At 45.9% G+C, this 19152-nt stretch carries 25 protein-coding genes; 20 read left to right on the plus strand and 5 right to left on the minus strand.

Translation table 11 applies throughout. The features are described 5' to 3' along the window. The first annotated feature begins 40 nt into the window (after nt 1-40). Nucleotides 41-991 carry an ROK family glucokinase gene (locus tag ASG02_RS01535; RefSeq protein WP_056060191.1) on the plus strand — a complete coding sequence of 317 codons (951 nt, stop codon included), beginning with the start codon at nt 41-43 and terminating at the stop codon, nt 989-991. 216 nt (nt 992-1207) lie between these two features. After that, a complete protein-coding gene (locus ASG02_RS01540; protein WP_056060194.1) occupies nt 1208-3133 on the plus strand; it encodes an LTA synthase family protein in 1926 nt (641 codons plus the stop codon). Between the two features lie 105 nt (nt 3134-3238). On the opposite strand, the gene ASG02_RS01545 is transcribed toward ASG02_RS01540, so the two are convergent. Then, entirely contained in the window at nt 3239-3418 is a 180-nt protein-coding gene (locus ASG02_RS01545; protein WP_035409134.1) for a DUF2759 domain-containing protein, read from the minus strand. 168 nt (nt 3419-3586) lie between these two features. Here ASG02_RS01545 and ASG02_RS01550 point away from each other — a divergent pair, with 168 nt between their 5' ends. Beyond that, entirely contained in the window at nt 3587-4204 is a 618-nt protein-coding gene (locus tag ASG02_RS01550; RefSeq protein ID WP_035409132.1) for an MBL fold metallo-hydrolase, read from the plus strand. A gap of 41 nt (nt 4205-4245) precedes the next feature. Here the strand turns inward: ASG02_RS01550 and ASG02_RS01555 are convergent, their stop codons facing one another. After that, complete coding sequence (locus ASG02_RS01555; protein WP_023467555.1) at nt 4246-4509, minus strand: DUF2626 family protein; 264 nt, start codon at nt 4507-4509, stop codon at nt 4246-4248. 224 nt (nt 4510-4733) lie between these two features. Here ASG02_RS01555 and ASG02_RS01560 point away from each other — a divergent pair, with 224 nt between their 5' ends. The 12 genes from ASG02_RS01560 to gcvPB all read left to right on the plus strand — a co-directional run bounded on the left by ASG02_RS01560 (nt 4734) and on the right by gcvPB (nt 13538). Beyond that, nucleotides 4734-5120 carry a Spx/MgsR family RNA polymerase-binding regulatory protein gene (locus tag ASG02_RS01560; RefSeq protein ID WP_035409130.1) on the plus strand — a complete coding sequence of 129 codons (387 nt, stop codon included), beginning with the start codon at nt 4734-4736 and terminating at the stop codon, nt 5118-5120. Nucleotides 5121-5182: 62 nt separating this feature from the next. After that, nucleotides 5183-6025, plus strand: coding sequence for an ATPase, T2SS/T4P/T4SS family (locus ASG02_RS01565; protein ID WP_056060197.1), 843 nt, complete (start codon nt 5183-5185; stop codon nt 6023-6025). A 14-nt stretch (nt 6026-6039) separates the two neighbouring features. Beyond that, the gene (locus ASG02_RS01570) at nt 6040-6981 is read left to right on the plus strand and encodes a type II secretion system F family protein (protein WP_056060200.1); all 942 of its coding nucleotides are present in this window, start codon (nt 6040-6042) and stop codon (nt 6979-6981) included. Nucleotides 6982-6998: 17 nt separating this feature from the next. Next, entirely contained in the window at nt 6999-7310 is a 312-nt protein-coding gene (locus ASG02_RS01575) for a competence type IV pilus major pilin ComGC (protein WP_023467559.1), read from the plus strand. Beyond that, the gene (locus ASG02_RS01580; protein ID WP_035409128.1) at nt 7279-7740 is read left to right on the plus strand and encodes a prepilin-type N-terminal cleavage/methylation domain-containing protein; all 462 of its coding nucleotides are present in this window, start codon (nt 7279-7281) and stop codon (nt 7738-7740) included. The genes ASG02_RS01575 and ASG02_RS01580 overlap by 32 nt, the downstream gene beginning before the upstream one ends. Nucleotides 7741-7745: 5 nt before the next feature. Further along, nucleotides 7746-8105 (plus strand): type II secretion system protein, encoded by a 360-nt coding sequence (locus ASG02_RS15460; protein ID WP_082478638.1) that lies wholly within the window; start codon nt 7746-7748, stop codon nt 8103-8105. Between the two features lie 282 nt (nt 8106-8387). Beyond that, on the plus strand, nt 8388-8660 hold the full coding sequence (locus tag ASG02_RS01590; protein WP_231496877.1) for a hypothetical protein: 273 nt from the start codon (nt 8388-8390) through the stop codon (nt 8658-8660). Next, the gene (locus ASG02_RS01595; RefSeq protein WP_056060203.1) at nt 8653-9138 is read left to right on the plus strand and encodes a shikimate kinase; all 486 of its coding nucleotides are present in this window, start codon (nt 8653-8655) and stop codon (nt 9136-9138) included. Before ASG02_RS01590 ends, ASG02_RS01595 begins: the two co-directional genes overlap by 8 nt. After that, nucleotides 9135-9449 carry a hypothetical protein gene (locus ASG02_RS01600; protein ID WP_056060206.1) on the plus strand — a complete coding sequence of 105 codons (315 nt, stop codon included), beginning with the start codon at nt 9135-9137 and terminating at the stop codon, nt 9447-9449. The genes ASG02_RS01595 and ASG02_RS01600 overlap by 4 nt, the downstream gene beginning before the upstream one ends. A 184-nt stretch (nt 9450-9633) precedes the next feature. Continuing rightward, nucleotides 9634-10716, plus strand: coding sequence for a glycine cleavage system aminomethyltransferase GcvT (gene gcvT, locus ASG02_RS01605; RefSeq protein ID WP_056060209.1), 1083 nt, complete (start codon nt 9634-9636; stop codon nt 10714-10716). Nucleotides 10717-10729: 13 nt separating this feature from the next. After that, nucleotides 10730-12076: an aminomethyl-transferring glycine dehydrogenase subunit GcvPA gene (gene gcvPA / locus ASG02_RS01610; protein WP_056060214.1), complete on the plus strand. Its 1347-nt coding sequence runs from the start codon at nt 10730-10732 to the stop codon at nt 12074-12076. After that, nucleotides 12069-13538, plus strand: a complete 1470-nt coding sequence (gene gcvPB / locus ASG02_RS01615; protein WP_056060216.1) for an aminomethyl-transferring glycine dehydrogenase subunit GcvPB — start codon at nt 12069-12071, stop codon at nt 13536-13538. Before gcvPA ends, gcvPB begins: the two co-directional genes overlap by 8 nt. A 64-nt stretch (nt 13539-13602) precedes the next feature. Here gcvPB and ASG02_RS01620 read toward each other — a convergent pair whose 3' ends face one another. Further along, complete coding sequence (locus ASG02_RS01620) at nt 13603-13983, minus strand: rhodanese-like domain-containing protein (protein WP_035409116.1); 381 nt, start codon at nt 13981-13983, stop codon at nt 13603-13605. A gap of 138 nt (nt 13984-14121) precedes the next feature. On the opposite strand from ASG02_RS01620, the gene ASG02_RS01625 reads away from it, so the two are divergent. From ASG02_RS01625 to hpt, 3 genes are all read left to right on the plus strand, one after another. Next, nucleotides 14122-14952 carry a lipoate--protein ligase family protein gene (locus ASG02_RS01625; protein ID WP_035409114.1) on the plus strand — a complete coding sequence of 277 codons (831 nt, stop codon included), beginning with the start codon at nt 14122-14124 and terminating at the stop codon, nt 14950-14952. Nucleotides 14953-14976: 24 nt separating this feature from the next. Further along, nucleotides 14977-15399, plus strand: coding sequence for a transcriptional regulator MntR (gene mntR, locus ASG02_RS01630; protein WP_035398709.1), 423 nt, complete (start codon nt 14977-14979; stop codon nt 15397-15399). A 148-nt stretch (nt 15400-15547) separates the two neighbouring features. Beyond that, nucleotides 15548-16075, plus strand: a complete 528-nt coding sequence (gene hpt / locus ASG02_RS01635; protein WP_035409112.1) for a hypoxanthine phosphoribosyltransferase — start codon at nt 15548-15550, stop codon at nt 16073-16075. Between the two features lie 56 nt (nt 16076-16131). Here the strand turns inward: hpt and ASG02_RS01640 are convergent, their stop codons facing one another. Beyond that, entirely contained in the window at nt 16132-16533 is a 402-nt protein-coding gene (locus ASG02_RS01640; protein ID WP_035409109.1) for an SA1362 family protein, read from the minus strand. Between the two features lie 20 nt (nt 16534-16553). After that, complete coding sequence (locus ASG02_RS01645) at nt 16554-17486, minus strand: DUF1385 domain-containing protein (protein ID WP_056060219.1); 933 nt, start codon at nt 17484-17486, stop codon at nt 16554-16556. Between the two features lie 156 nt (nt 17487-17642). On the opposite strand from ASG02_RS01645, the gene aroQ reads away from it, so the two are divergent. Both aroQ and ASG02_RS01655 read left to right on the plus strand, forming a co-directional pair. Then, the gene (gene aroQ / locus ASG02_RS01650) at nt 17643-18071 is read left to right on the plus strand and encodes a type II 3-dehydroquinate dehydratase (protein ID WP_035409105.1); all 429 of its coding nucleotides are present in this window, start codon (nt 17643-17645) and stop codon (nt 18069-18071) included. Nucleotides 18072-18085: 14 nt separating this feature from the next. Then, nucleotides 18086-19150: a Xaa-Pro peptidase family protein gene (locus ASG02_RS01655; protein WP_035409103.1), complete on the plus strand. Its 1065-nt coding sequence runs from the start codon at nt 18086-18088 to the stop codon at nt 19148-19150. Nucleotides 19151-19152: the final 2 nt, after the last annotated feature.

Raw genomic sequence — 19152 nt, forward strand, 5'->3', positions numbered from 1 at the left:
GAACAAGTAGACATTATATGAGCATAGGGGAGACAGAGCAATGAAATGGTTACTCGGCATTGATATCGGTGGAACGACAGTGAAGATGGCAATTTTGGATTTGCAAGGCATCATCGTAGAAAAATGGGAAATTGAGACGGTGATCCTGAATGATGGTGCACAAATTCCAGGAGATATTGCAAAATCATTTTTTGAGAAGTGTCAAGAAAGCAACAAACGACCAGAGGATTTTGTCGGAGCAGGTATTGGTGCGCCAGGATTCATCGACTTTAATACGGGTGTCGTTGAAAAGGCAGTCAACATCGGGTGGCATAATTTTGAACTCGTTGGTGAATTCGAACGGTTGACAGGTTTACCGGCAGTACTTGAAAATGATGCGAACGCAGCAGCGATCGGTGAGATGTGGAAAGGTGCCGGTAGTGGCGCAACAGAATTACTCGCGGTCACACTTGGTACGGGTGTCGGTGGTGGTCTGATCACGAACGGACAAATCGTTCACGGTACGGTCGGAATGGCAGGAGAAATCGGTCATATCACGATGTTGCCTGAAGATGGCGTCATGTGTGGATGTGGACGTAAAGGATGCCTTGAGACGATTGCTTCAGCAACGGGTATCGCCCGTCTTGGTCTTGAGAAACGTAAAGGACAAGAATCGCTACTGAATGACATTAAAGCAGTGACGGCGAAAGATGTATTTGAAGCGTATGAGAAAGGCGATCGTATCGCAACGGATGTTGTAGAGGAAGTGACGTTCCACCTCGGACTTGCGATTTCAAATCTAGCAAATAGTATCAATCCGGAAATCATCGTCATCGGTGGTGGTGTCTCGAAAGCAGGTGAAACACTGCTTGCACCACTACGTCAGCAATTTGAACGGTTTGCGTTACCCCGTGTCTTTGGATCAACGACGTTCAAGATTGCTGAACTCGGAAACGATGCTGGAGTCATCGGGTGTGCATGGCTTGCTAAGCAAATGTTCTTGAAAAAATGATAATATTCAATTTCAATGAAAGGTTCGCTCCGGCGAATCTTTTTTTTGTTTACAAACGTATAGTAATTGTGTGATTGTTAAGTATCTTCCGGATTCCGGTTGCATTTTTGTAAAACTAAGCGTAAAATTTTCACGTGATATGGGTATATGTACATTATGATGTAAGTTGTGTGAACTGAAAGCAGAAAGCACATGTAAATTAGGAGGCAGGTTTTTATGCAGCAAGACGCAAACATCTGGTCGCGAATGCGCCTAAAGATGGGTCAAGGCGTTCGCAGTACTTATAAAGAGCATAAGCTTTTTTGGATTGCGACCTTATTGATTTGGTTAAAAACGTATTTAGCGTATACACTTTTCTTCAACGTTCCCGTAACGAATTCCGCGCAAGCATTCATTCTACTAATTAATCCAATTAGTTCAGCGCTCTTCATGTTTGGATTTAGCTTCTTCTTCCGAGGAAATGTCCAAAAATGGTTCATCTACGGTACACTGTTCGTCGCAACCATCATTTTATATGCGGACATCATTTTTTTCCGCTTCTTTAATGATTACTTGACGTTGCCAGTATTGTTCCAAACTTCGAATGCAGAGACGGTTTCAGCTTCACTCGCATCGCTTTTAAGTTGGGCTGATTTACTGATCGTCGGCGATTTGATCATCTTACCATTTTTCTTACGGAAAATGGATATGTCCAAAAACGTCGCGTCACGTGGGCGCGCAATTCTTGCATTCGTCGCAGCAGTCGTCGTCTTCCTTGGAAACTTGACGCTTGCTGAGACAGAACGTCCAGAATTATTGACACGTGCCTTTGACCGGGAATTACTCGTTAAGAACATCGGAACATTTAACTTCCATATGTATGACGCACTCATCCAGTCGAAGACATCTGCGCAAAAAGCACTTGCGGATAGCTCTGAGTTATCAGAAGTCCAAAACTTCATCGATTCGAAGCATGCTGCAGCCAATCCGGCGATGTTCGGCAAGTATAAAGGTAAGAACGTCATCGTCATCTCGTTTGAGTCAGCTCAATCATTTGCCGTTGGTTTAAAAGCACCAAACGGTCAAGAAATTACACCGAACTTGAATAAATTGATCAAGGAATCCCATTCATGGGATAACTTCTATCACAACACAGGACAAGGGAAAACGTCAGATGCTGAGTTCATTCTTGAGAATTCGATCTATCCACTTGGTCGTGGATCTGCATTCTTTACGAACGGAGAGAACGAATTCCGTGCAACACCTGAGATGTTGAAAGAAGATGGCTATTACTCAGCTGTTTTCCATGCGAATAACAAGTCATTCTGGAACCGGGACATCGTCTATAACAGTTTCGGCGTAGATCGTTTCTTCTCGGAGACGGATTATGATTTAGGGGATCCAGCAGATTTGACGGAGTGGGGCTTACTCGATGACAAGTTCTTTGAACAGTCACTTCCGATGTTAAAAGATTTACCACGTCCGTTTTATTCGAAATTCATTACGTTAACGAACCACTATCCATTCGAGATGCCAAAACCAGAAGATGAACTCGTACCACCGCTTGAAACGAGTTCTACGACACTGAACCACTACGTTCAGGCGCTAGCGTATCAAGATATGGCACTCGGTAAGTTCATCGAAGGTCTAAAAAAAGATGGTACGTGGGATGATACGATTTTCATGGTATACGGTGACCATTACGGTATTTCAACAAACCATAATGCTGCGATGGCAGAACTCATGAACAAAGATGAGTTGACTCCGTATGATGTTGCGCAACTGCAACGTGTACCGTTCGTCATTCATTTACCGGGTCAAACAAAGGGTGTCAAACACGAAAATGTTGCGAGTCAAATCGATATCAAACCAACATTGCTTCATCTGTTAGGTCATGATTTCAAGAATGAGATCTTGTTCGGTACCGATCTCTTCTCAAAACAACATAAAGACTATACGTTGTTCCGTGACGGTTCTGTCGTAACAGATAAGACGGTCTACACGCAAGAAACATGTTATGACCGTAAGACAGGAGAAGAAGTGAAGGACGGGGAACAAGCGGAAATGTGTAAACAATCTACGAAACAATCTGAGAAAGAATTAGGACTCTCAGATAAAGTCATCTATGGCGACTTGCTACGTTTCCTTCAAACTTCAAAATAAGTAAGATAATACTGAGAGTAGGTCTACGTTCTAGTAGGTCTACTCTTTTTATAAAATAACAAAAAAGAGAGATGCTCGAGGCACCTCTCTTTTAGCGTACTCTGATTACGATGGAATACCGCCGTAAATCAATGTCGCAATCCCAAACCAGCCGAATAAGACGACAGTTAGGGCTGCGAATACGAGTGGAAACATTTGGCGTTTCTTAAGTGAACGAACGACGGCCCAAACACCGACGAGTGCGACGAAGAAGAAAAGCCAACCGATTGGTTGATCCAAATGCATGACGTACTCCCCCTTAAACAATCACGTTATGAATTTCACGAAGATTTCACTTAAATCTCACTTTTTAGTTTATCCGACTCTCGGGATAAAGTCGAGAGGGCGTTGCAGGAACTTTCGACAATTTCGTGTATAGTAGGGGAAGAGTCTATTGAAAAGGGGTTTTATAGAATGGAAATCGTCATGATCACTTCCGGTATGGCATCTGAGAATGGCTACTTGTTATTTAAGGACAAGGAGTGTCTCGTCATTGATCCAGGAACAGAAGATATGCGTTTTTTCGATGAAATTGAAAGTCGAGGAGCAACCTTAAAAGGAATCCTTTTGACCCATGCTCACTTTGACCACATTGGTGGTGTGGATATGTTACGACGCTTCACGGAAGCTCCTGTCTACGTTCATGCGGAAGAGGCAGGCTGGCTTGGTAATCCAGAATGGAATGGTTCGGCAAAATTCGGCATGCCGCCGATGCGCATGAAGCCAGCCGATCACCTGTTACAACCAGGACAATTGGCAATCGGTAACTTTTCAATGCATGTACTTGAGACGCCAGGACACTCACCAGGAAGTGTGACGTTCTATTTCAAGGGAGAACGAATCGCATTCGGTGGGGATCTCCTATTCCAACAAGGCGTCGGGCGAACGGATCTTTATGGTGGGAATCAAGACGTATTGATGCGTTCGCTTGATCGACTCATTGCGGAACTACCAGCAGACACGACAGTCTATCCGGGTCACGGTCCAAATACGACGATCCGACAAGAGATGAAAACCAATCCGTTTCTATAAGCAAAAAAACTCGTCATCCAAGAGGATGACGAGTTTTTTCATTACATCTGGAAGTTCGACCAGTACGTAAAGACGATGAAAAATACAGTTAAGTAAGCTCCAAAGATATAGACATACGTTTTTTCAGTTAAACGCAAGTAACCAAGCGCTGCAAAAAAGACAGTTTGTGCCAAGAAGACGAAGCCCATGACTAAAAATGAATCCGTATGCTCACTTGAGCTTGCATCGCCACCCAATGCGCCGATAAATGCCATGACTGCGATGATACCAGTCCAGAAACCGAGTACGCGGTACATTCTCCCCATTCCTATAACCCCCTAAATCCGACAGATAGTCAATATACGTACTTATTTTACCAAGCAAACAATCATTCGTCTATCCTGTTCTAGTGATTGTTAAGGAATAACTGTGAACAAAAGATGAAGTTTCAAAAAAAGTTGTACAATAGTTGTACAAAAGGTGTACAAAGTCAAAATGTCGTGCTATAGTAACTGTAATGAAACCCCACACTTTGAGAGGAGGAGCAAAAATGGCGAATGAGTTAGTCTTTTTCACATATCCAAGCTGTACATCATGTCGTAAAACGAAATCATGGTTAAAAGAGGAACATGTTGATGTAGAGGAACGTCATCTGTTCAGAAATGCTCCAACAGTTGATGAACTCATGGAACTGTTAAAATTATCGACAGACGGGATTGAAAGTTTGCTCGCAACACGCAGTCAAGCCTTCAAAGATCTCGGCATTGATATTGAAGACATGAAACTCAGTGAGTTATTACGCCTCATGAGTGACAATCCGAAGTTGTTACGCCGTCCAATCATCACTGATGGAAAACAACTCGTTATCGGGTATGATAAACCGGGTCTTGAGACATTAGCGAAGCGTAAACATCGGACAATTGCACACGTATCATAAAGAAGCCGGTTTGGTCGGCTTCTTTTTTTTGTGTATTGTTTGCTGTAGGGAGGTGAGTAGAAATGAAGGAATGGACGACACAACTCATGGAACGATTCGAAGCACTCGGTGCAACAGATGTTCATTTCGTTCCGAACGAGACTCGCGTCCGAATCGTTTGTCGAACGAGCGATGGGCTGTGTGAACAAGATGACGTAGAACTGACACGTTACCGGACGCTTGTCAGCCATATTCGCTATGAGGCGAACTTAAAGGAACAAAATGAACGAATTCCGCAAAGTGGCTTGTATCCACATGGGAAAAAGGGAATGCGTGTCTCGTTGTTACCGAGTCGACAAGGGGATGCGATGTCGTGGCGTTTTTATCGTTCGACAGTCTCTCGAGAAACGGCTTTACAAACGTTACATGATCAATTGGACTTCGCATGGTTAGCTGAACAACGACATGGGTGTATCGTCATTTCCGGATCGACAGGTGCAGGAAAGACGACGATGTTATATTCCTTGATGAGTGCAATGGAAGAAAAACGAATCATCTCGATTGAAGATCCGGTGGAATGTACGGTACCAAACGTCTTACAACTGGAACTAAATGAAAAAGCAGGCTTCACTGCTACGCGATGTTTTGAGGAAATACTGCGAGCGGATCCAGATTGGATTGCTTTTGGTGAGGTGCGGACAAGGGAGGCAGCACGTTTGACGATGAATGCTGCCCTTAGTGGTCACGTCGTGTTGTTTACGCTACACGCTGGAAGTATTGATGAAGCGCGATTACGATTGCGCAGTTTAGGTATCGAAGAGTCAGAGCTAGCTGTCTGTCAACGCATCATTCATCTCGAGCGAAAAGGAGAGGATGTCCGCTGTACCGTCAGAAACTTACAAGCCGCAATCAAAGTCGGTTCTTAAAACGATATCATCGCTTGTTATCAAAAGGAATTTCCGCGAAAGAGACGCTACTCATTTTAAAACGATTCGAGCGTCATCCGTTCTCGGAAGTGGTCGGAGAAATGGAGCAACGTCTTGAAAAAGGAGACTCCTTTGCAGCATCCCTTGAACCGCTTGCGTTAACGAATACCTTAAAACGACTTCTTTTTGTTGGAGAAAGGACAGAGCGACCATTGCTTGTTCTTCGCCAAATCGTGAAACTGCTCGACCTCGAAACAGAAATGCGATCGAAGTTTTGGAAGATGATCCGATATCCGCTTGTTCTAGCGACCAGTCTATTCCTGCTGTTCTTCTTTTACGCCCTCTACGTATTTCCATCTCTCCTCGAGATGTCGGACCCGAAAACTCTCCCCTCATTTCTTCATCTTCTTCTTCACCCCTCTGCGAAATATATGCTCGCAAGTATTCCCGTTATTTTGTTAACCTCCGGTTACCTCTTCTTTCGCTTCTTTCCATTAAACCGTATTTTACGACTGAAACCGTTACAGCGTTTGATTCGTCTCTACTACAGCTATTTATTCACGATCGAAGTAGGATCGTTTATCGATGCTGGCTTTTCGCTCGAAGAGACCTTTCGTCATCTAGAGCAAGGACAAGCGAATAAAAAAGGTCATTTGTACGCTCGTTTGCATGCTAAACAACAGGCGGGGGAACCACTTGCAGAAGCGCTTGGCGAAGATGAGATCATCGAAGCCGAGACGATTGGAATCGTCCATTTAGCGCGAGAAAGTGGAGATCTTGGTCCGTTGTTGCTTGAACAAGCGACGCTCTTGCATGAGTCGATGGAAGAGGAGTTAGAGAAAAAGTTGTTATGGATCGAGCCGATTTTGTACGGGGGATTGACGATCATGACAGGAACGTTGTTTCTCATCTTATATTATCCGATTCAGCTAGCGATACAGCAGCTTCCATTTTAAACAGAGGAGACGATACGATGAAACAATTCTTAAAACGACAGGACGGATTCACTTTACTGGAGATGGCAGCCGTCTTATTGATCATTTCGTTGTTACTGCTCGTTTTGATTCCAACGATGACAAGTGGAAAGGATCAGGCGAAAGGTGTGAGTTGTGAGGCGAACATTCGAGTCATTCGTTCGGAGGTCAATTTGTATTACGCCAAAGAGAAAAAGTACCCAGAATCGCTCCAGACGATCAATCGGGGAACCGCCGATAAACCGAATGCCCTCGTCTGTGATCAGGAGACGTATACGTATGATCCGAAGACTGGCGAACTTACGAAGTGAACAAGGATTTACCTTATTTGAGATGACGGCGGTACTGACAATCATTGCTTGTTTACTTGTTTTGTTGTTGCCGGCACTATTTGAAAAACGACCGGACTGGATTCCGCTTGAACAAGAGGTTCGTCTAATGGAACAAGATATTCAGACGCTTCGGCTCATGCAGTACTCGAAACAAGATCAAGCATTGATGCAGTTTCGATTTCGAGGAGACGGGACAGGATACCTTGTACTTGCGGATGACCGGCTGTTATGGCAACGAACGTTCCAGAACGGGCATACATGTGCCGTTCCCCCGTCAAACCGCATCATCTACTTTAAGAGCTATCACTCGATTTATGCAGCGACGTGGTCTTGCCGTTCGGCAACAGCCGAGTATGAAATTAAATTCTTACTTGGGAACTATCAAATGGCAATCCGTAAAGTGAGGTGAGAAGTATGCAGGACAAACGACAAGCGGGTTTCTCTTTGCTCGAAGTGATTCTCTCTATCGTTGCGATGGGTGTCTTCATGATGCTAGCGATCGATCCTTATCTCGATTTACGAACGAAACAAATCAAATGGGAACAAGAGACGAAACAGCTTGAGCAGATGGCGACGGATCAAGTTGAAAACCGAACAGTGTCCTATGTTCTGAAGCAAGGAGCGTGGTGCAATGAAACGACATGTCTTGCGAGCAGAATCCGGAATGACCCTCCTCGAATTATCGTTCGTCCTGTGGATCAGTCCGTTGCTCCTGTTGGCGATTTTGACGCTGACACCACTCGTTCGCCCACCGGAAGTCAATCGAATGAATGAGGAACTGTTCTTTCATACCGTAGAACGGCTCATGTGGCGGAGTACGATGTGTGAACGCGTTGGAGATGAGATTCGCGGAATGGACGTTAATCCGGGAGAGACGGCTGAGAAATGGCGTCTCGTCCGTGTGCAGGATCAACTACGCCTCAAGAAAGAACAAGGAGGTGAACTGACATACGCTCGCGATGTCAAACAATACACTGTGACAAGCACTGCCGAGATCCTCTCAATTCAGTTGAACGACAGCAAACGTTCCTTCCGATGCGTCAAGACGGATTCATCTTGATTCAGACCTTACTGTTACTTCTGGGAATGGGAGTCGTGCTCTTAATCGCTTGTCAGCAAATTGACGAAGAAATGCGCCATCATCAGTTGGAACAAGAAGCACTACAACTCGAATCTCTCATCCGCGCGGCAAAAGCAGATTGTACGAAGGATGAGACCCTCCGCTATCCAATCGGACAAGTCAGCTGTACAGTGACCGATAAAGGCTTTAAAATGGAAGCGAGATTAGATAATGGTCAAAGAATCGAGGCGGTCGTTACACATGAGTAAGGTTTATTTGATTGGCTTTATGGGAACTGGTAAATCAGCCGTCGGACATCGATTACGTGGACGATACACGGTCGACGAATTGGATGAACACTTCGAACAGAAACATGGACAAACGATTCCTTCTTTTTTTGCTGAGCATGGCGAAGCAGGGTTTCGTACACACGAGAGCGAATTGTTAAGGAACAGCAACGCGGAAGTAGTCGTCACGGGTGGTGGAATCGTCGAACGAGAAGAGAACCGACTGTTCATGAAAAAGGCAGGGACAGTCATTTGGATTGATACGCCTTTTGATGTCATCTGGAAACGGATTGCTTCTGACTCGAATCGTCCACTCGTGACAGAACGGGAACAGGTGAAGCATTTATTCGATCGTCGCTATTCTTTGTATGCTGGAGTTGCCACTGTTCGCATTGAAGGAACGACATCAATCGAAGGGTTGGTTCATGCGATTGAAACTGTATTGGAGGAAAAGTCATGATTTGGATTACGTTAGGTATTATTTTATTGTCCATCGTAGGACTTGTGTTGTTCGGATTCATTCTTTACAAAAAGAAGCTATCTCAGGATATTCAACAATTAAAGCAATTGATGGAGCGCTTTACGATTCGTCAGAAAACCTTGCAGACGAACATCGATCATACAACGCACCGAATCGATCAAATCAAAGGGAACATCAACCGGATCACCGAAGAAGGAAATCGTGTGAAGCAGGGAACAAGCCAATTGGTGACGGAAGGGCGACGACTTCAAGAAGAAATCAAGCGAACTGCCGGAATCAATCAATTTTGAAATGGCTTTCATGGGAAGAATATGAAACAATAGGAGAGAAGGGACAGGGTCCTTTCTCTCTTTTTCATGTGTTCCTTTTTCCGAATAATACTAGATAATTATGATTTAAATTGGTAAGATAAATTTGAAAATGGAACATTAATGAGAAGAGAGAGTGAAAACGTTCGTTAATAGGGGGATTTGTATGAGTCAGACGACATTGAAAAGAACACCATTATTCGAAACGGTTTCGAAAACCGGTAAGATGGTGGATTTTGCGGGATTTGAAATGCCAGTTTTGTTTTCCTCGATTAAAGAAGAACACGTTGCAGTAAGAGAGAACGTCGGCATGTTCGATGTCTCGCACATGGGTGAACTGTTCGTCAGCGGACCGGATGCTCTGACATTTTTACAAGCCACGTTATCAAATGATATTTCAAAGATTGCGGTGGGGCAAGCGCAATATAACGTCTTATGCCAAGAAGACGGTGGAACAGTGGATGATTTACTCGTCTATCGTTTAGCAGAAACGGATTATCTTCTCGTTGTCAATGCTTCGAACATTGAAAAAGACGAACAACATTTACGTCACTATCTAACAGGGGACGTCACGCTTGAGAATCAATCGGAACAATATGGTCAAATTGCTGTCCAAGGACCACAGGCGGAAGCAGTTCTTTCCGGCATGACACCACTTGTCTTATCAGAGATTGGGTTTTTTAAGTTCCAAAGGGGAACGGTTGCGGGAGTTGAAATGATCGTTTCACGCAGTGGGTACACAGGGGAAGATGGATTCGAACTTTACATGGCAGCTAGTGACGCATCTGCTGTCTGGCAAGCACTGCTTGAGCAAGGTGTCGTACCATGCGGGCTCGGGGCACGTGACACATTACGTTTTGAGGCATGTCTTCCGCTGTATGGACATGAATTATCAGCAACGATTTCACCCATCGAAGCGGGAATGGGCTTTGCGGTCAAACCACAAGTCAAACCGTTCGTCGGTTCGGAAGTCTTGTTACAACAGAAAGAACAAGGAGCACCGCGGCGCTTGATCGGTCTTGAATTACTCGATAAAGGGATTGCGCGTCAAGATGCACCGGTTTGGCATGACGGGGAAGTCGTTGGTGTGGTGACGACAGGTACGTTGCCGCCGACAGTCGGAAAAGCGATTGCTTGGGCACTCGTTCCTGCAGAAGTAGCGGAACAAGAACAATTTGAAGTAGAAGTACGCGGAAAACGTTTAGCAGCGAAACGAACAGCGACACCGTTTTATCGTCGCACGAAATAAGGGGGATATTTCTATGGATTTTCGTTATTTACCAATGACAGCAGAAGATGAGCAGGCGATGTTACAGACGATCGGTGCAGCATCGATCGAAGATTTACTTGCTGATATCCCGGCATCCGTCCGTGATAACGGTACATTGGAAGAAGTCGGTGTGCCACTTCCGGAAACAGATTTGATTCGGACGCTATCGAAGCTTGCCGACCAAAACATGAATACGAAACAATATCCATCGTTCCTTGGCGCAGGCATCTATGATCATTATGCACCTGCTGTCGTCAATCATATGTTATTACGCTCAGAGTTTTACACTGCCTATACACCATATCAGCCAGAGATTTCGCAAGGTGAGCTGCAAGCGATTTTTGAATTCCAATCGATGATTTGTGAATTGACAGGGATGGATGTCGCGAACTCGTCGATGTATGACGGTATCACGGCGTTAGCGGAAGCGGCCATGCTTGCTTGTGCCCATACGAAGAAAAAGACGATCGTTCTTTCAGATGGCGTTCACCCGGAAGCGCACGATGTCGTTCGGACGTATGCGAACGGTCCAGGACTAAACGTCGAGACGTTGGCGCTTGAGCAAGGTGTCACACGGATCGATCAACTCGATGCCATCGAAGACGTCGCCTGTGTCATCGTGCAGTATCCGAACTTCTACGGTCGTGTCGAAGAACTACAAGCATTGGCCGATGCGACTCATGCTCGTGGTGCGCTGTTCATCGTCTCTGCGAATCCACTGGCACTCGGTATCTTAGAAGCGCCAGGTAAACTTGGCGCTGACATTACGATCGGAGATTGCCAACCGTTCGGAATTCCACAAAGCTTTGGTGGACCGACATGTGGTTATTTCACGACGACAAAAGCGTTGATGCGTAAGATTCCGGGACGTCTCGTTGGACAGACCGTCGATGAGAATGGGAAACGCGGTTTCGTTCTGACGTTACAAGCACGTGAACAACACATTCGCCGTGACAAGGCGACATCTAACATCTGTTCGAACCAAGCGTTGAATGCACTCGCTGCTTCGATCGCGATGAGTGCACTCGGAAAACGGGGTATCCGGGAACTCGCGACACGTAACTTGCAAACGGCACATGCATTAAAACAAAAGCTGAAACAGGCTGGCTTTACGATCGTTGACGATGGACCGAGCTTCAATGAATTCGTCGTTACGCTACCAATCGACGCGACACGTGCGAGTCAACAATTGCTCGATCACGGAATCATCGGCGGTTTACCGTTAGGATCGTATGACGCAGCGCGTCAAAATGAAATGCTTGTTTGTGCAACGGAATTACGGACGAATGAAGAGTTGGATCAATTCGTGACAGCGTTAGGGGGACTCACACATGAATGAGCAAACATTGATCTTTGAAATTTCTAAACCGGGTCGTATCGCCTATAGCTTACCGTTACCGACTGTCGATGAGGTGGCAGTAGAAGAATTGTTACCGACCTCGATGTTACGGAAGGAAGACGTGGCGCTACCGGAAGTATCTGAACTGGATCTCGTCCGTCACTACACGGCACTCTCGAACCGTAACCATGGTGTGGATTCTGGATTCTATCCACTCGGGTCATGTACAATGAAATACAATCCGAAAATCAATGAAGATATGGCACGCCTCCCTGGGTTTGCACACATTCACCCGCTTCAACCAGTCGAAAGTGTTCAAGGGGCACTCGGTTTGATGTATGATCTGCAAGAAAAACTCGCGGTCATCACAGGAATGGATGAAGTGACGCTCCAGCCGGCGGCGGGAGCACACGGTGAGTGGACAGGCTTGATGTTGATTAAGGCCTACCACCATGCACGTGGTGACTTTAAACGGACGAAAGTCCTCGTACCGGACTCGGCACACGGAACGAACCCGGCATCGGCATCAGTCGCTGGATTTGATACCGTGACGGTCTTATCGGATGAACGTGGTCTCGTTGATCTAGCAGACTTAAAGAAAAAAGTCGGTGACGATACAGCGGCACTCATGTTGACGAATCCCAACACGCTCGGTTTGTTTGAGTCGGATATCGTCGAAATCGCACAAGCGGTTCATGAAGCAGGCGGAAAACTGTACTATGATGGTGCGAACTCGAATGCGATCATGGGCATTGCTCGTCCAGGGGACATGGGCTTTGATGTCGTCCACTTGAACTTGCATAAGACGTTCACAGGACCGCACGGTGGCGGCGGACCAGGATCGGGTCCAGTAGGGGTCAAACAAGATTTGATTCCGTATTTACCGAAACCAATCGTCCGCAAAGAAGAAGAGCGTTATGTCCTCGACTACGATCGCCCGGAAGCGATCGGTCGCGTCAAACCATTCTACGGTAACTTCGGCATCAACGTTCGTGCCTATAGCTATATTCGGACGATGGGTGGGGCAGGTCTCGCTCGCGTCTCGAAAGAAGCGGTCTTGAATGCGAACTATATGTTGGCTCGTCTCAAAGGTGCGTATGACGCGCCATACGACGTCTATTGCAAGCACGAATTCGTCTTGTCGGGTAAACGTCAAAAAGCATTAGGTGTCCGGACGCTTGATATCGCTAAACGTCTGCTTGACTTTGGATACCATCCACCAACGATCTACTTCCCGTTGAACGTCGAGGAGTGTATCATGATCGAACCGACGGAAACGGAATCGAAAGAAACACTCGACGCCTTCTGTGATGCGATGCTCCAGATTGCAAAAGAGGTCGAAGAGACACCGGATGTCGTCTTGAACGCCCCACACACGACGATCGTTAAACGGATGGATGAGACACTTGCTGCTCGCAAGCCCGTCTTACGCTATGAACCAAAACAAGAAGTACATGTATAAGCAAGAACCATAAAAAAAGGATCTCTCCTTCCGGAGGGATCCTTTTTTTGCGATGAACGAAACATCAGCTCCGTTTGATTTTTCCTGACCACTGCTTGAATCCGCCTTTTAATTGATACAGATTCGTATAGCCTGCTTTTTTCAAAACTTTTGCAGCCTGTGAAGAACGCATGCTACCTTGGCAGTACAAGTAAATCGGCATATCTTTCCGTAATTCCTTCGAGCGCATCTTCATTTGGCTGACCGGGATATTACGAGCACCAACGATGTGTCCACCTTTGAATTCCTGTGTCTCGCGGACATCGACGATTTGTGCTTTGCGATAGTTCGCACGGAATTCTTCCTGTGACAATTTCGTGATACCTTTGACCGGCATGAAACGCCAAGCGATGTAGGCGATCAGCGCGACCCATAATACGATCGTAACGATAGTTCCAGTTTCCATATTCGACTTCCAACCCCTTCGTTCGTTTAACCTCTGTTTCATTATAGTCAACGAAATCGATTTCGGCAATCGACTCGTGATTGCGCGACCGAGAAAGGGTTTGATACACTAATACGGAAACGTTTTGGGGGTGCTGAAGTGAACAGAGAGTGGCAAGTATTGACGACGCCGGCAATGGAGCCGGCAATGAACATGGCAATCGATGAAGCATTAATTCAGTTCGTCGGGCGGGGGGAGATCGCACCGACGCTTCGTTTTTACTCATGGGAACCACGTGGATTAAGTATTGGTCATTTCCAACGAGCAACCCGTGATATCGATCGAAAGCGGATCGCGGAGCTCGGCATTCCGATCGTGCGTCGGATGACAGGAGGGCGAGCTGTCTTGCATGCAGACGAGTTGACATACAGTATCGTCATCCCTGAAGATACGGAAGGGTTACCACGCACGGTCATCGAAAGTTACCGAATGTTGACGGAAGGGATTCGCAAGGGATACCATCACCTCGGCATTCCAGTCGAATTTTCAGTTCCATTGACGGAAGAGGAAAAAGAAGAATTACGGAAGCCAAAATCGGCTGTCTGTTTTGATGCAGCATCGTATTATGAACTCGCTGTCGGTAAACGAAAAGTCGCCGGAAGTGCACAAGTCCGTCATCAAGGCGTCGTCTTACAGCATGGTTCTGTTCCACTCTCTGTTGATGAAGGCGAACTGTTTGATTGCTTCTTGTACGATGATGAGTCGACGCGCGAGCGGATGAAGGCTCGTTTTTCAGGAAAGGCTGTCGCTCTGAACGAGTTAGCAGGTCGCGCTGTAGCATTTGACGAAGTAAGAGGAGCGTTCACGAAAGGGTTTGAAGAAGCACTTGATTTGTCATTCGTTCCGTTGACATTCACTAGTGAGCAGTGGCAGGAGATTGAGCGTCTTGCCGAGAAATACCGTAGTGATGAGTGGAACTGGAAACGCTAATGAATGAAATGGGAAGGTGATGTCGTGCCAACTCCGAGTATGGAAGATTATTTGGAACAAATTTATAAGTTGATTGAAGATAAGGGATATGCCCGTGTATCGGATATTGCGGAGTCATTAGGTGTACATCCTTCGTCTGTGACGAAGATGGTACAAAAGCTCGACCGCGAGACCTATCTCGTTTATGAAAAATATCGGGGGCTCATGTTGACGCCTAAAGGACGTAAGATTGGGAAACGTCTTGTAGAACGACATGCATTGCTTGAAGATTTTCTTCGTCTTGTTGGTGTGGATGAGGAATTGATTTACAAGGATGTCGAAGGAATCGAACACCATATTAGCATCGAAGCATTGGATAAAATCAATGGGATGATTCAGTTCTTTGCGGAACGTCCTGGTCTGAAAGAAGAGTTACATCGCTATCAACAAGCCCATCCAGAGGATTGAGGCTTGTTTTTTTATATAATTTCTTATTAGATACACTTAAACACGAACAATCCATTATAATTTAATGGTAAAGTACGCATTATGAGGTAGATATGCTATACTGATCCTGAAAATGGACGAAGGGGGTGACGGGTGTTCGCACCTTGTCATGGAAATCACGATTAAAGAAAAGTTAGTGTCGGAATCACAACTGAAAGAAAAAGTTCGTGAGTTAGCACAGCAGATCGAAGCAGATGCGGCAGGACGTCAAATCGTTCTCGTCGTCGTATTGAAAGGATCGATGGTTTTTGCTGCGGATTTGATGCGCGAAATCAAAGGAAGCGTCCAAATTGATACGGTTGCGTGCTCTTCTTATGGTACAAAGACCGTTTCTTCAGGTCGTGTTCAATTGAAGAAGGACCTCGATCTCGATGTTCAAGGAAAATATGTCGTCGTCATCGAAGATATCATTGATACAGGACGGACGCTTCATTTCCTATGTGATCATATGAAATTGCATCAGCCAGGCGTCCTGAAGGTGTGTACGTTACTTGATAAACCGGCACGTCGTGAAGTAGAACTCGATGCGGACTATGTCGGGTTCGAGATTCCGGATTACTTTGTTGTCGGGTACGGGATTGATTGTGCTGAAGAATACCGCAATCTTCCTTACATCGGTTGGGTCGAAACGGAGTGAAAAATAAGGAGGTTCGTCATAGGCGACGAACCTCCTTAATTAATATGCTTTCAACATTAAAAAGCACGTTTTTTCTTTTTGCCTTTTTTTCCTTCAATGACCGTCAGATGAGGCGCTTTCGAACGATCACGTAACGGTCTGACTTTATTCGATGCAGGTGCTTTCGAAGACTTGACTGGTTTTTTCTTGAAGTCTGTCCGGCGAACAGAATTCGAAGGACCATGCATTTTTTTGGATTGAGCGACCGATTTACGGTACTGTGCGTTCGTACCGTTTCCGACGCTTCGATTACGAGTCAGGAACTTAAAGAGTAAGAAGATAATCCCGGCAGTAATGCCGAAGAACAGCAATTGTGAAAACAGACTACTTGGATTATTGACGAGTTTATATCCAAAGCCGACAAAAGCGAACAGTAACACGACGAGTGCGAATGTAGAACCAATGCGTTGTCTGATCATAATATCACCCCTGTTATCGATTAACCCAGTGCATTCTCATGTAGGTTATGTTCCTGTTTTTCTAAGGCTTCAAACGCATAAATCGCAACCTCAATTTGAGCATCATCCGGTTCTTTCGTCGTCAAGTACTGTAACCATAGACCAGGCAAGGCGATAACACGAAGTCCTTTGATATGTTGTGCTTTATTCGTTAGCTGTAAGACTTCAAATGAGAGACCGATGACGACCGGTAATAAAGCAATCCGGCAGACGAGACGCAACCAAAGCGGATCTGTTGGGACGATCAAGTAGACGAAAAAACCGACGATGACGGTGAAAATCAAGAAACTCGAGCCACACCGGTAATGGAGTCGACTGCTAACACGAACGTTTTCGACGGTGAGTGGACGTCCGGACTCGACACAGTTAATGACTTTATGCTCAGCGCCATGGTACTGAAAGAGTCGTTTTACGAGTGGAGTCAAAGAAATCACGTAGAGATAACTAAATAGTAACGTTAATTTAATCACTGCTTCGATGATGTTTTGAACGACATGTCCCGATAAGAGCGGAAACACATCAAACAAAGACGCAAGGAAAGCAGGTAATAGCGTAAAGAGTAATTTCCCAAAGAAAAAGGAAAGAATTCCGACGACAGCCACTCCGAGCCATTTCGTCAATGGACTAGCCGTTGACTCTTCCGGTTGTTCTTCACCGGGTTTAACGCCGTAGCGATCACTTGCGAAATTCATGTGACTTGCGCCATTCGCTGAAGACTCCATTAATGCAAAGAGACCGCGCAGGAGTGGAATTCGTTTTCCTTTGGCGATTCGTGGTCGAATCGGTTTTTGTTGTGCAAACGTCTCAATCGACGAATCATTTCGACGAATCGCAGAGACCGCATGGGTCGCATTTTGGAACATGACGCCCTCGACGATGGCTTGACCACCGACCGGCGGATTAGTCGTTTTCATAATAGAACGCATCCCGTCTTCATTAAAATTAGGTGTATCGTCAGTGTACTTGATTTACGACAAAAAAACTATGTTCGACTCGTCAAAACGAGGTAATCTTTAGGAGTCGGAAATCGGGTTATGATACAATGAAAAAGAATTCGAGGAGGTGTTTTTTTGCGTGTCTTGATTTTAAACGGACCAAACTTGAATTTACTTGGAACACGCGAACCGGATACATACGGAACGGCAACGTTAGCTGATTTAGAACACGAGCTTCGCGCTTATTTTCCGAACATTCAGTTTCGGTTCGAGCAATCGAACCATGAAGGACGACTGATTGATGTTCTTCACGAGGAACGAGGGGCGGACGGCATCGTCTTCAATGCGGCTGCCTACACGCATACGAGTATCGCGTTACGTGACGCGATTGCTGCAATCGAAGCACCCGTCATAGAGGTCCATCTATCGAATGTCCATTCACGTGAATCCTTCCGGCATCATTCGATGATCGCACCAGTCTGCAAGGGGGTCATCGCTGGACTTGGCATGACGGGATATCGTCTGGCAACAGAAGCACTCCAAGCTTTACAACAATCGGAATAAGGGGGAAATCAATCATGAAACAACGGATCGAGGCGTTACAAGCAGCTTTAAAGGAACGGGACCTTCCAGGATTACTCGTCACGAAAGCAGAGAACATTCGTTATATTTCCGGCTTCACAGGTTCAAGCGGTGCATGTCTCGTAACAGAAGAGCAAGCGTACTTCGTGACGGATTTCCGTTACACGGAGCAAGCGGCAGACCAAGTCAAAGGAATGGAAATCGTCCAAATTGAACGTTCGATTCCAGAGACAATGGGTGAATTGATGGCAGGGGCACGTGTTCGCGCGGTCGGCGTCGAAAAAGATGCGATGACACTCGGTGCTTTTGAAGCGTATGATCAAGCTTCTTCGATCGAACTCGTTCCGACGACGGGAATCATCGAAAACCTACGCTTGATTAAGGATTCATCAGAGATTAAGATGATTAAGGAAGCGGTGGAGCTCGCAGATGCGACCTTCCAGCATATCTTGACGTACATTCAACCAGGACGGACGGAACTTGAAGTATCAAATGAACTAGAATTCTTCATGCGTAAGCATGGAGCGACGTCTTCTTCTTTCGATACGATCGTTGCATCGGGCTATCGTTCTGCCTTGCCGCACGGTGTTGCCAGTTCGAAGGTCATTGCGACAGGCGAACTTGTCACGCTTGATTTTGGGGCGCTTCTGAACGGTTATGTTTCAGATATCACACGGACTGTAGCAGTCGGTCCGATCAATGCTGAATTGCAGAAAATCTACGATACAGTCTTACAAGCGCAACTAGCGGGTGTTGATGGTTTAAAACCAGGTATTACAGGGATCGAAGCGGACGCATTGACGCGTGATATCATCAAAGAAGCAGGATACGGCGAGTACTTCGGTCACTCGACGGGACACGGCATTGGTCTAGAAGTACATGAAGGACCTGGTCTATCTTTCCGCTCTGAGACGAAACTTGAACCGGGCATGATCGTCACGGTCGAACCAGGTATCTACGTGCCGCAAGTCGGCGGATGCCGAATTGAAGATGACGTCTTGATCACGGAAACAGGTCGAGAAATTCTTTCGTCTTCACCAAAAGAACTGATCACTCTCTAATT

It is taken from the genome of Exiguobacterium sp. Leaf196, assembly GCF_001423965.1.
Lineage (GTDB): Bacteria > Bacillota > Bacilli > Exiguobacteriales > Exiguobacteriaceae > Exiguobacterium_A.

What these genes read in the sequence shown, in the direction of transcription:
- ASG02_RS01535 (WP_056060191.1), top strand. Translation starts at nt 41, where the DNA reads ATGAAATGGTTACTCGGCATTGATATCGGTGGAACGACAGTGAAGATG.
- ASG02_RS01540 (WP_056060194.1), top strand. Translation starts at nt 1,208, where the DNA reads ATGCAGCAAGACGCAAACATCTGGTCGCGAATGCGCCTAAAGATGGGT.
- ASG02_RS01545 (WP_035409134.1), bottom strand. Translation starts at nt 3,418, where the DNA reads ATGCATTTGGATCAACCAATCGGTTGGCTTTTCTTCTTCGTCGCACTC.
- ASG02_RS01550 (WP_035409132.1), top strand. Translation starts at nt 3,587, where the DNA reads ATGGAAATCGTCATGATCACTTCCGGTATGGCATCTGAGAATGGCTAC.
- ASG02_RS01555 (WP_023467555.1), bottom strand. Translation starts at nt 4,509, where the DNA reads ATGGGGAGAATGTACCGCGTACTCGGTTTCTGGACTGGTATCATCGCA.
- ASG02_RS01560 (WP_035409130.1), top strand. Translation starts at nt 4,734, where the DNA reads ATGGCGAATGAGTTAGTCTTTTTCACATATCCAAGCTGTACATCATGT.
- ASG02_RS01565 (WP_056060197.1), top strand. Translation starts at nt 5,183, where the DNA reads ATGAAGGAATGGACGACACAACTCATGGAACGATTCGAAGCACTCGGT.
- ASG02_RS01575 (WP_023467559.1), top strand. Translation starts at nt 6,999, where the DNA reads ATGAAACAATTCTTAAAACGACAGGACGGATTCACTTTACTGGAGATG.
- ASG02_RS01580 (WP_035409128.1), top strand. Translation starts at nt 7,279, where the DNA reads ATGATCCGAAGACTGGCGAACTTACGAAGTGAACAAGGATTTACCTTA.
- ASG02_RS15460 (WP_082478638.1), top strand. Translation starts at nt 7,746, where the DNA reads ATGCAGGACAAACGACAAGCGGGTTTCTCTTTGCTCGAAGTGATTCTC.
- ASG02_RS01595 (WP_056060203.1), top strand. Translation starts at nt 8,653, where the DNA reads ATGAGTAAGGTTTATTTGATTGGCTTTATGGGAACTGGTAAATCAGCC.
- ASG02_RS01600 (WP_056060206.1), top strand. Translation starts at nt 9,135, where the DNA reads ATGATTTGGATTACGTTAGGTATTATTTTATTGTCCATCGTAGGACTT.
- gcvT (WP_056060209.1), top strand. Translation starts at nt 9,634, where the DNA reads ATGAGTCAGACGACATTGAAAAGAACACCATTATTCGAAACGGTTTCG.
- gcvPA (WP_056060214.1), top strand. Translation starts at nt 10,730, where the DNA reads ATGGATTTTCGTTATTTACCAATGACAGCAGAAGATGAGCAGGCGATG.
- gcvPB (WP_056060216.1), top strand. Translation starts at nt 12,069, where the DNA reads ATGAATGAGCAAACATTGATCTTTGAAATTTCTAAACCGGGTCGTATC.
- ASG02_RS01620 (WP_035409116.1), bottom strand. Translation starts at nt 13,983, where the DNA reads ATGGAAACTGGAACTATCGTTACGATCGTATTATGGGTCGCGCTGATC.
- hpt (WP_035409112.1), top strand. Translation starts at nt 15,548, where the DNA reads ATGGAAATCACGATTAAAGAAAAGTTAGTGTCGGAATCACAACTGAAA.
- ASG02_RS01640 (WP_035409109.1), bottom strand. Translation starts at nt 16,533, where the DNA reads ATGATCAGACAACGCATTGGTTCTACATTCGCACTCGTCGTGTTACTG.
- ASG02_RS01645 (WP_056060219.1), bottom strand. Translation starts at nt 17,486, where the DNA reads ATGAAAACGACTAATCCGCCGGTCGGTGGTCAAGCCATCGTCGAGGGC.
- ASG02_RS01655 (WP_035409103.1), top strand. Translation starts at nt 18,086, where the DNA reads ATGAAACAACGGATCGAGGCGTTACAAGCAGCTTTAAAGGAACGGGAC.